Origin of the sequence: Halobacillus trueperi (genome assembly GCF_003386945.1) — a bacterium.
Classification (GTDB): Bacteria; Bacillota; Bacilli; order Bacillales; family Halobacillaceae; genus Halobacillus; species Halobacillus aidingensis.
Window position 1 is genome coordinate 225,700 of record NZ_QUAE01000006.1, and the last position, 10,801, is coordinate 236,500.

The window sequence follows — 10,801 nt, forward strand, 5'->3', positions numbered from 1 at the left end:
TCATCTGTATATTTACAATATTATTAACCCTTAGGAAGCAGATGTCAATAGATTCCCATCACAATTTGTTAGTTTTACAGATTCTTAATGGAAACACTGCATAATCTCAACAATTCCTATCGAAAGCGGATTTTGAAAAAGAAAAAAGATCACCATTTATACACATGTGGATAAGTGTCGCTCCCTTCTCACAATCTCTCCTTTTATTCACATATGCACAATTTTATACACATTATCAACAGTACCCCCCCCCTTATTTCACTAACGCTCCCTTTTCTTGAAGACTCAGTTTCGAGACTTTTGTTGAGTGGATATGGGGCTGCGGGGAATGACTCGCTTTCCGTGGGAGCGCGGTGAGCGCATATCGCGCTCCCTTAAAGGAAGCCTTGCCTAGTTGAAATAATGAATGACCATTCCTGGCCATGGATACGGGGTCAGGGAAACGACGATTTGCAGTGCTTTGGATCAGTCAGTAGAAAAACACACTCGTTCGTGTCTCCATTCGCTTTTCATACGGACGTTTCCCAGACCCTGTTCCCTTACCTTATTCGTGCAGGATCTTTGGTTAAAACAACTCTATAACGGTGTGGGTGAACAGGTCTTCATTACAGAACTCGGCAGGTTACTGGTAGAGGGATTTCGATAACCTCATAGGGCAAAGGGGCGGAGGGAAACGGTGAGACTCCTGTGGGAAGTGCGTGGTAGATGAGACCCCGCAGAGCGTTAGCTCGAGGAGGCTCATCACTCGCCCACGGAAAGCGAACCTTTTCCCGGAGCCCCTATACTCCCACAAAGTCTCGAAATCATGTCTTACACAATCCTGCCATATTCTTTAAGAAACCATGCAAAAAACACCCCGGCCGCGGGTGGCGGGGGTGTTGGTGGTTAGACGGTGAAGGACTGGAAAATGTTTTTTTCGTTCATTGGGAAGACTTCGCGTCCCACAAGGTGGTTGATAATGACTTTATTCCGATGGATCGATAGACCAAGGTTGGTAGATCCTACACCGTGGGTATGGGAAATCCCACTGTGTACATAAATTTCATTTTCTGTTTCCTCTGTCGTGACAAGTCGGTAATCTGCGGTCACCTTGTATCTTCCTTCTTCATCCCATTCAAGGAAATCTTCCAAGTGGTGGACAAAATCTGGAACAAAAGGCTTGTAACCTGTTGCAGCAATGACAAGATCCGTTTGATGGGTGAACGTTTCTTTTTTCTGATAGTGGTAACATTCGAGTTCATAGCCACCATCTGTTTTTGGACGAACATCTTTTACTTCACTAAGGACCTGCAATCCGACATTCAGGTCTTCTCGCCCGACCGAATACTCGTAGAGGAGATTGTAGATGTCATTGATTGTATGATTGCTGATTCCTTTATAATACAGTCCTTGATTAGCGAAGATCTCATCTTTCTGTTTTTGTGGTAGCTGGTAAAAATAATTCACATAATCCGGTGAAAAGTGCTCGAGGCTTAGCTTAGATTCTTCCATCGACTCAAAACTCGCCGAACGTGTAATCCAGTCGAGACGGTAGCCACAGTCGCGTTGTTCCTTCAGCAATTCACGGAAGGTCTCGGCAGCACTTTGGCCAGAGCCGACCACCGTAATCGAGCCCGCTTTACGGCATTGGTCCTGATTTGGTAGGAAATCCGCTGTATGGAAAACGTCTTCTGAAGAGGCAGATTGGAATGAGCGCGGCATGACCGGTACGCTTCCTGTTCCCATCACTAAATTCTTCGTGTGGTAAACCTCTGTTTCTCCGTTTTCTCCATTCGTCAATTCTACTTCGAAAAGTTCTTCGTTATCTTTGTAATGCCTTATATTCGTGACCCTTCTTCGGAATCGGCAACTGTCGAGCTGACGAGCGACCCATTGGCAGTAATCGTTGTATTCCCTTCTCGGGATGTCGAGCCGCTGCAAAAAGTAAAACTGATACATTCGCTCATTTTTGCTGATGTAGTTCAAAAAGCTGTATTTGTTCGTCGGATCTGCCATCGTCACCAAATCAGCGATAAAAGGGACTTGCATTTTTGTCCCTTCAATCAACATTCCCGGGTGCCAGTCGAAAGCTTCCTTCTGTTCAAAAAACAGGGATTCAACTTCGTCTATCTCATCCAGCAAAGCAGCCAGACTCAAATTGAAAGGTCCTACACCTACTCCGATCAAATCATAAATCTTTTCTCGTTGTTCCATCATCGACGACTCCTTTATATTACGTTCCTCAATTGTTTAGGGAAATGGTCTTCTCTTCCCACAAAAATCATCCTGAGCCTTTCCACTCAATAAATGATGTCTTTTCAGAAAAATGACCGATTTCTGAAAAGGATGTACTAACCTTATGTTATCATAACCACATCCTTACGATAATAGCCGAACATGAAGGAGGAGGAACTAGTGAGCCGTATTCATTTAGTGGCAACGAACGAACGCCGTTTTTTCATGGCAGACCTCCTGCTAGCTGATGAGTCTGAAGCCATTATCGAAAGTTATATCGATGATGGTCTGTTTTATACCATTCATCTGGACGATGTACACATTGGTGTCTGTTTGTTCGTGTTTCCTGAAGAACACACGGTGGAAATTAAAAACATCGCCATACAAGAAGCCTATCAAGGACAAGGATACGGGAAACGAGTAATCAACGCAGCCTTTTCCCTTTTTCAAAAGAAAGGGTACAAAGAAATGCTCGTCGGAACTTCTAATTCTAGTATTGAAAACTTAGCCTTTTATCAGAAAGCTGGTTTTCGGTTCCATGAGATTCATCGCGACTTCTTCCTTCAATACTCGGATCCTTTTTATGAAAATGGGATAAGAGGAATGGACATGATTTATTTCCGCAGACCTCTAACCATTTGATATGATGCTATGCCTACACCATCTAGAAGTAACGGTTGTATTTGGACGGATTCATATTGGAAGTGAAATTCAGCAAAAAAGACTACTTCTAAAAGAGTAGTCTTTTTTGTATCTTGATGTATTATTCTTTTCCTCAGATGAGTCCTACAAAATTCTTCGCTAAATCCCTCTACCGTTTTTTATTCATTATCCTTAACGTCTTTTACAAACTGCTTTTGCACCTGCTGATTAAAACAACGTTAAAAAGATGGATATACTTTTCATAAATTCCCAATATATGAACATGCTAATGAAAAACAACGTAGAGAGGTGGGAGCTTGTGAAGGGTAACACGACGAATAATAAAAAATCTCCTAGTGCTCAGCCTCTCTTTCAATCATTGGATGAAAATTTGAACGATATCCGCACAACTCTTGGAAACAGCTCCGACCTTGTGACACGTCCCTTCTCCATTCATAAGACATCCGCTGCTGTTCTTTACATGGATGGGCTCGTAGATAAGAACACGGTGCAAAACTTCATTTTGGAATCTTTAATGCTCGAGGTTCCAGAAAAAAGGCATTTTACTCACCATCTATATGAATCCATTAAAGAAGCCAATCTCCCCATCGGTGAAATGTCGGAAGTGGAAGATAAACAGGACCTTCTGAAGAAGTTACTTTCTGGTGAAACTATTTTGCTCCTGGACAAGCAAACGAAAGCTTTATCCGCAAGTACAAAAGGCTGGCGCGACAGGGGCGTACAAGAGACTACATCAGAAAGCGTCATCCGCGGGCCGAAAGAAGCTTTCACTGAAACGATTAGAACAAATACCGCTCTTTTAAGACGGAAAATTAAAGACCCTAATCTCAGAGTAGAAGCGAAAACCATCGGAAGGAAAACTTGTACGGATATTGCGGTTGTTTATTTAGAGGGTACAGCTGAAAAAGAAGTCCTTGATCAAGTGAAGGAGCGACTGAACCAAATCGATATCGATGCTGTGTTAGAGAGTGGATATATTGAGGAATTCATTCAGGATGCTCAGTATTCCCCTTTCCCTACGGTTTATAATTCAGAAAAGCCGGATGCTATTGCTGGGGGAATATTGGAAGGCAGGGTTGCCATCCTGATTGATGGAACTCCGAATGTCCTTTTAGTGCCTGCTCTATTTGTGAACTTTATGCAATCCAGTGAGGACTATTACCAACGAGCAGACATTGGAACATTGGTGAGATTGCTGCGATTGTTTTGTTTTTCAGTGGCCTTATTCATGCCATCGCTCTATATCGCTTTTACAACGTTCCATCAGGAAATGATCCCCCCTCCTCTTTTGATCAGTCTTGCTTCTCAAAGGGAAGGAGTACCCTTCCCCGCTTTTGTGGAAGCTCTTATGATGGAATTGACTTTTGAAGTCCTTCGAGAAGCCGGGGTCCGTCTGCCAAAACCCGTAGGTTCCGCTGTTTCGATTGTCGGAGCGCTGGTACTCGGTCAATCAGCTGTGCAAGCCGGACTTGTCTCCCCCGCCATGGTCATCGTGGTGGCTATTACCGCAATCAGCAGTTTCGTGTTTCCTGCTTACAATATGGCCATCTCAATCAGAATCCTTCGTTTTCCATTGATGATTCTAGCGGCCACCTTCGGGTTGTTCGGAATCATTTTAGGCATGATTGCCATGGTTTTTCATTTGTGCAGCTTGCAATCGTTCGGCAAGCCATATATGGCTCCTCTCGCTCCTATGATTGGGAAAGATCAAAAAGATGTGTTAATTCGCTTACCCCATTGGGGACTTCTTTCACGACCGAGTTTCTTTACGAAGAACGATCAAAAACGAGTCGATTCCAAATCGAAGGAGAGGTGAAGATGTATATGAACATATGTCTCAAAGCAATCACCCTAGCGGTTTGCCTCCTCCTCCTTGCCGGATGTTGGAATAGTAAAGAATTAGATGACCTTGGTATTGTCGTAGCTGTCGGAATCGATAAAACAGAAGACGATCAGTTCCTATTGGTCACTCAAGTCATCAATCCCTCAGAAATTGCGACAGATGCACCGACTACAAGGCCGCCTGTTTCGATTTATGAATCTACAGGAGATTCCATCTTCGAAGCTTTTCGTAATATGACAGAAAAGTCGCCGAGGAAGATGTACCTGTCACAACTACGCGTTCTTGTTATTGGAAACCGATTAGCTGAGGAAGGCATCCTGCCCTCACTTGATATCTTTTATAGAGACCATGAATTTCGCACCGCTTTTTTTGTAACCATTGCGAAGGATACAGGAGTGAAAGATTTACTGAAGGTACTCACTCCGTATGAAAAAATCCCTGCCAACAAACTCATGCATTCGATGGAATCCGTACAGAGAAGTCTAGGAAGTTCAAAAGGAATTGTCATTGATGAACTGATCGCTCAAATCCTTAGCAAAGGGCAAAACCCGGTGTTGCCAGGCCTGCTTATCGAAGGGGATGCTGAAATTGGTACAGCAATTGAGAATATCGAAAAAATTGATGCCCCTACACAATTACGAGTTGATCACCTCGCCGTAATGAGAGAAGATCGAGTGATCGGCTGGTTAACACCGGACGAAAGCAAGGGCTTGAACTATATTACAGGCGACATGGAAAGTACAACTGTTTCGTACCCTTGCGATAGCGAAGGGCTTGTAAGTGTAGAAGTGCTTCGGACAGATAGCAGTTCAAAAGCAAAGATCGAAGATGGGACCCCCTCCATATCCATTGAATTAGAATTGGAAGGCAATGTAGGAGAATTGAACTGCCCCATTGACCTTACGAAAGCAGAATCCATCGAAACCATTAATGGAGATGTTGAAAAAAAGGTTAAACAAAAGATGGAAGCTGCGATCAAGGCAGCACAAGAAGACTTCGGGAGTGATATTTTCGGGTTTGGTAGTCTCATCCAACGAAAAAATCCTGACTATTGGAAAACCGTTGAAAAAGATTGGAACAGCCAGTTCAAAGAATTAAAGGTGGAAATTCAAGTCAAAGCTCAAATTCGAAGAAAAGGGAATTCAACACAACCCATTACAATAGAAGAATAGGTGTGATATCCACGTGTGGTCTATGATCTCCATCATCGTTCTCGCATTAGGGATTTTCTTACTTGAATTTCCCAAGCTATACAAAAAAAACAGAAAAAAAGAGGCATGGTTTTTCACGATTTTCCTGCTTTCCTTCACAATCATTAGTGTATTGGAAAGCCTGGAGGTTGAGCTTCCGAACCCGCTTGATCTCATTCAAACGTTCTATAAAATGATTAGATTCTAAACGATAAGAGGTGTAGATATGGATAATAAGACGATCAGTCCCCGGCAGTTTATGTTTCTAGTCATTTTGTTTTCCGTGGGAAGTTCCATTCTGATCGTCCCTACCCCGCTTGCGGCGAATGCGAAACAGGATGCCTGGATATCCATATCCATTTCAGTTGCTATTGGATTGTTCCTTGTGGTTCTTTACAATCACATCGCTACACTCATGAAAGGACAAACCTTCGTCCAGGCCACCATTGCCGTATTTGGAAACTGGTTTGGGAGAGTTCTGCTTTTTTTCTACCTCTCTTTTCTCTATATTCTGGCCTCCCTTGTGTTAAGAAACATCGGCGACTTCATGACCACCCAAATCATACCAGAAACACCTTTGCAGTTTACTCATATCCTTTTTTTAATCGTGGTCATATGGGGAGCTTACCTTGGACTAGAAGCCATTGGGCGGTCTTCAGAAATGTTTATGCCCTGGGTGGTACTACTGGTGGTTTTTTTCACGATCACATTATCCCCGCAAATCAAAATGGAGAATCTACAACCGGTTCTTGGCAATGGAATCGTTCCTGTCCTGGACACTTCTACATTCGTCATCGGCACGCCCTTATTAGAAATGGTCACTTTTCTTATGATCATCCCTTATGTCAAAGATGGGAAAACAAAGAAAAGAGCCTGGCTGTTAGGAACTTTCATTGGCGGGGCTATCTTAACGTTAATCACTCTCTTATGCATCCTGATTTTAGGCAGCGATTTAACTGCATTGAACACATATCCGAGCTACAAGTTAGCACAAAAAATCAACATCGCCGGTTTTTTAGAAGGACTGGAAATTATCATCGCGATCATATGGATGATCACAATCTTCTTCAAAATGGTCGTTCTTTATTATTCAACCACTGTAGGCATTGCTCAGTTTCTGACCATGGAAGACCACCGGCCTTTGTTGCTCCCACTAGGGATGGGGATGGTCGTATTATCCATCATCGCTTACCCGGATGTTGCTTATTTTGAGACATTTATCAATGAAACATGGTTTCCCTTTGCCATTACACACGGTTTGATCATTCCTTTAATCGTTTGGATAGGGTTGTTATTCAAGTCAAAGAAACAAAATAAAACCCAGCAAGACCCTTCTTAAAACACATAAAATCAGAAGGTCGGTTTACTAGACCGGCAAGTGGATATACCGGATATAAAAAAGCACAGGCATCTTGCCTGTGCTTTTTTATAAGCTCAATTTTCATATCGTCCGGTTCAGGGTCTTGAAGCCCTAAGTGTAAACTTGTATTCGTCACTTTTGAAGTGGTTTTCACTATATTCAAAAATGGTTCCATCAACAAAAACACTATACGATTGAATCTTCAGGATCGGCATGGATTCCTCGACCGTAAGCGCTTCTGCAATATCCGTGGAAGGCAGGACCGGGATGACTTCCTGGAAGCTGTCTTTGATCTTCATCCCCACTTCCTTTTCAATATAATCATACTTCGAACCGGTCATAATTCCATACGAGAGATTCGGAAACATAGAAACCGGCAAATACGTATCCTCGACGACATATGGAATATCATCGACAAGTCTTTGACGGCGGACGTAAAATACTTTCTCCCCATCGGCAAGTTGCAGCATTCGTTTCACATGATCCTCCGCTTCTTTCAATTCAAAGTGGAGGACTTTGTTCACTGGTTCTTTATTTAAACGTCTCATTTCTTCTGTGAAACTCAACAGTTCGAAAATGTTATGTTCAATTTTCTGCTCTTTCACATAGGTACCGCTCCCCTGTACCTTCTCAAGAAGCCCCTCTTCAACAAGGCCTTTGATTGCCTGTCTCACTGTCACGCGGGATGCTTCGTATCTTTCTGAGAGATGCATTTCTGTGGGGATCGCTTCCCCTTCTTTCCATATCCCCGATTGGATTTCCTCTTTGATTTGTTGAGCAATTCTACGATACAAAGGCGCAGCCATTTCTATTCCTCCCATTACTAATGACCTGTGTGATGCGGGGATGTGGCGTCCCATCCCCACATATTCAACCAAGTCGAAACCTATCTCTACAACCATTATAACGAAATGTTGCAAAAAATACGATACAAATGTTGACGCTTTCAACAATATGTATTATATTCATATTAAGTTAAAAATAAAACAAATATAATACCTTTATTGGAGGTCTTGAATATGAAAAAACAAAACCTTGTCGTCGTCGGTGGCGGCAGCACTTACACCATCGGTATGATCATGAGTCTTGTAGCAGAAAAAGAACAGTTTCCTTTGAAAACGATTACCTTTTATGACACGAATGCAGAACGCCAGGAGAAAATTGCGAAAGCATCAGAAATCATCCTTCGTGAAAAGTATCCGGAACTGGAGAGTTTCCATTACACGACAGATAAAGAAGAAGCTCTGACAAATGCAGATTTCGTTTTCGTATAAATTCGGACAGGCGGTCTTGCAATGCGTGAGCAGGATGAGCAAATACCTCTTAACCACGGAGCCGTCGGGCAGGAAACATGCGGACCAGGCGGAATGGCTTACGGACTGCGGTCCATCGGAGATATGATCGACCTCGTCAACGATATCCGTCATTATTCTCCAGATGCTTGGATCCTAAACTACACGAATCCTGCAGCGATCGTTGCAGAAGCTCTACGTCGTGAGTTCCCGGAAGATAAAAAGCTCTTGAATATTTGTGATATGCCGGCAGCAATTATGGTCAGCTACGCAGGTATCCTTGGAAAAGACGTCTTCGACCTTGTCCCTGAATACTTCGGACTTAACCACTTCGGCTGGTTCACGAAAATTCTCGACAAGAACGGAAACGATCACACAGACACAATTAAACGTGCCATCACAGAGGACGGCTTTATTCCTGAAGATGCAGAGATTGCCAACGACCCTTCCTGGATCAAAACGTTCAAGCAGGTGGAGCAAATGGTGACAGACTTCCCTGAATACTTGCCGAACACATACTTGCAATACTATCTCTATCCTTCTCAAATGGTAGAAAAAGAAGACGTCACCAACACACGTGCCCGCCAAGTTATTAATGGCCGCGAAAAACGCGTTCATACCCTGGCCGATCAAATCATTGCAGATGATACAACAGAGAACGTTGAACTTGAAGTGGACATCCATGGTCGTTACATGATCCGCGTCGCCGCATCCATGGCTTACAATAATGGAGATATTTTCATCGTCATGGTTGAAAACAATGGTACGATTGCCAACCTTCCAGATGATTCGATGGTTGAAGTTCCAGCGATGATTACAAACCGTGGACCGAAGCCATTCGCCGTCGGAAACATTTCTACCTTCTATAAAGGACTAATTGAGGGGCAGCTTGCGTACGAGAAACTTGTCGTGGATGCGTATTATGAAAACAGCTACGAAAAAGCACTCCAGGCCTTGACGTTGAACCGGACGGTTGTAGACGCACCTCGCGCCCGCAAAATCTTGGATGACATGATTGAAGCGAACCAGAAGTACTGGCCTGAGTTACACGCCAGCAAGCAGCTTGTAACATCGAAATAACCCAATGGAACCCCGGCCCATTCCGGGGTCTCCTCTATATCAAACAAGAAAGCGTTTCCCTATAAAGGAGGATCAGAAGTGAAGAAATATTTTGGAAGCTTACAGAAGTTCGGAAAATCACTGATGGTTCCCGTCGCGTTGCTCCCAGCTGCCGGTATATTGCTCGGGCTTGGAGCTGCGTTGACAGGACCACTCGCTGATACACTCACTTTTTTACAAAATGACATCATTCAACTCATCGGTAGCGGTATGTCTGATATCGGAATCAGCATCTTCAACAATCTTGCTGTCATCTTCGCCATCGGGGTTGCCATAGGCTTAACAGGGGGATCAGGAATTGCTGCCTTAGCGGCACTACTCGGTTATATCATTATGAACAAAACCATTTCCTTCGCTTTAGGAATCACCCCTGAAATGGTCAGTGAAAGCGGAGAATATGGCATGGCACTCGGTATTCCGACCCTGGAAACAGGTGTCCTTGGCGGAATTGTCGTAGGACTTTTAGCTGTTTGGATATATAACAAATTCCATGAATTTGATCCTCCAGAAGTGCTCGGTTTCTTTGCCGGCGACCGTTCTGTGGGGATTGCCATGGTCTTCTCGTCCATTTTCCTTGCTCTTGCTATGATGGTCGTTTGGCCGCCGATTCAAGGGGGCATCAATGCTGTCGCAAACGTTATCGCTAATGGTGCGACAAACCCGTTATACATCGGACTTTACGGCTTCTTAGAACGTGCGTTGATTCCGACAGGTTTGCACCACATCTGGTATGCTCCATTTCTATGGACATCTCTAGGCGGAACTGCAGAAGTAGCCGGAAGCGCCGTTTCCGGAGATCAGTACATTTTCCTTGCACAGATTGCCGAAGGTGTGGAAGTAACAGCAGGACGCTTCATGGCAGGTAAATTTCCTGTCATCATGTTCGGACTATTAGGAGCTGCACTTGCAATGTACCGCCGTGCAGACAAAAAAAATCAACCTGTTGTTAAAGGAATGCTCATTGCCGCAGCAGGTACAGCCTTTTTGACAGGTATCACAGAGCCAATCGAATTCACATTCCTATTCGTCGCTCCACTGCTTTTCGTATTCCACGCTTTTCTTGCTGGTATCTCGTTTGCCGTCATGTACATGCTGGACGTTCACCTTGGGTGGGCCGGCG

Annotated in this window: 8 protein-coding genes and 1 pseudogene; 7 read left to right on the forward strand and 2 right to left on the reverse strand. The window is 43.8% G+C overall.

The window, feature by feature from the left end; all coding sequences use genetic code 11:
• Window positions 1-885 precede the first annotated feature (885 nt).
• Complete coding sequence (locus DYE48_RS10330) at window positions 886-2,193, reverse strand: lysine N(6)-hydroxylase/L-ornithine N(5)-oxygenase family protein (protein ID WP_167449483.1); 1,308 nt, start codon at window positions 2,191-2,193, stop codon at window positions 886-888.
• A 201-nt stretch (window positions 2,194-2,394) separates the two neighbouring features.
• On the opposite strand from DYE48_RS10330, the gene DYE48_RS10335 reads away from it, so the two are divergent.
• From DYE48_RS10335 to DYE48_RS10355, 5 genes are all read left to right on the forward strand, one after another.
• Window positions 2,395-2,856 carry a GNAT family N-acetyltransferase gene (locus DYE48_RS10335; protein WP_244199408.1) on the forward strand — a complete coding sequence of 154 codons (462 nt, stop codon included), beginning with the start codon at window positions 2,395-2,397 and terminating at the stop codon, window positions 2,854-2,856.
• A 283-nt stretch (window positions 2,857-3,139) separates the two neighbouring features.
• A complete protein-coding gene (locus DYE48_RS10340) occupies window positions 3,140-4,693 on the forward strand; it encodes a spore germination protein (protein ID WP_425269296.1) in 1,554 nt (517 codons plus the stop codon).
• Window positions 4,694-4,695: 2 nt separating this feature from the next.
• Window positions 4,696-5,892: a Ger(x)C family spore germination protein gene (locus DYE48_RS10345; protein WP_115823543.1), complete on the forward strand. Its 1,197-nt coding sequence runs from the start codon at window positions 4,696-4,698 to the stop codon at window positions 5,890-5,892.
• Window positions 5,893-5,905: 13 nt separating this feature from the next.
• Window positions 5,906-6,118, forward strand: a complete 213-nt coding sequence (locus DYE48_RS10350; protein WP_115823544.1) for a hypothetical protein — start codon at window positions 5,906-5,908, stop codon at window positions 6,116-6,118.
• Between the two features lie 18 nt (window positions 6,119-6,136).
• Window positions 6,137-7,249 (forward strand): GerAB/ArcD/ProY family transporter, encoded by a 1,113-nt coding sequence (locus DYE48_RS10355; protein WP_115823545.1) that lies wholly within the window; start codon window positions 6,137-6,139, stop codon window positions 7,247-7,249.
• 116 nt (window positions 7,250-7,365) lie between these two features.
• On the opposite strand, the gene DYE48_RS10360 is transcribed toward DYE48_RS10355, so the two are convergent.
• On the reverse strand, window positions 7,366-8,076 hold the full coding sequence (locus DYE48_RS10360) for a GntR family transcriptional regulator (protein WP_115823546.1): 711 nt from the start codon (window positions 8,074-8,076) through the stop codon (window positions 7,366-7,368).
• 213 nt (window positions 8,077-8,289) lie between these two features.
• On the opposite strand from DYE48_RS10360, the pseudogene DYE48_RS10365 reads away from it, so the two are divergent.
• Both DYE48_RS10365 and DYE48_RS10370 read left to right on the forward strand, forming a co-directional pair.
• Window positions 8,290-9,642, forward strand: a pseudogene (locus DYE48_RS10365) (6-phospho-alpha-glucosidase).
• Window positions 9,643-9,720: 78 nt separating this feature from the next.
• A partial coding sequence (locus DYE48_RS10370; protein WP_115823547.1) for a PTS transporter subunit EIIC occupies window positions 9,721-10,801 on the forward strand: 1,081 nt, incomplete at its 3' end.

Coding starts and splice junctions, on each gene's coding strand:
- DYE48_RS10330 (WP_167449483.1), bottom strand. CDS start 2,193: ATGGAACAACGAGAAAAGATTTATGATTTGATCGGAGTAGGTGTAGGA.
- DYE48_RS10355 (WP_115823545.1), top strand. CDS start 6,137: ATGGATAATAAGACGATCAGTCCCCGGCAGTTTATGTTTCTAGTCATT.
- DYE48_RS10360 (WP_115823546.1), bottom strand. CDS start 8,076: ATGGCTGCGCCTTTGTATCGTAGAATTGCTCAACAAATCAAAGAGGAA.
- DYE48_RS10340 (WP_425269296.1), top strand. CDS start 3,140: ATGCTAATGAAAAACAACGTAGAGAGGTGGGAGCTTGTGAAGGGTAAC.
- DYE48_RS10345 (WP_115823543.1), top strand. CDS start 4,696: ATGTATATGAACATATGTCTCAAAGCAATCACCCTAGCGGTTTGCCTC.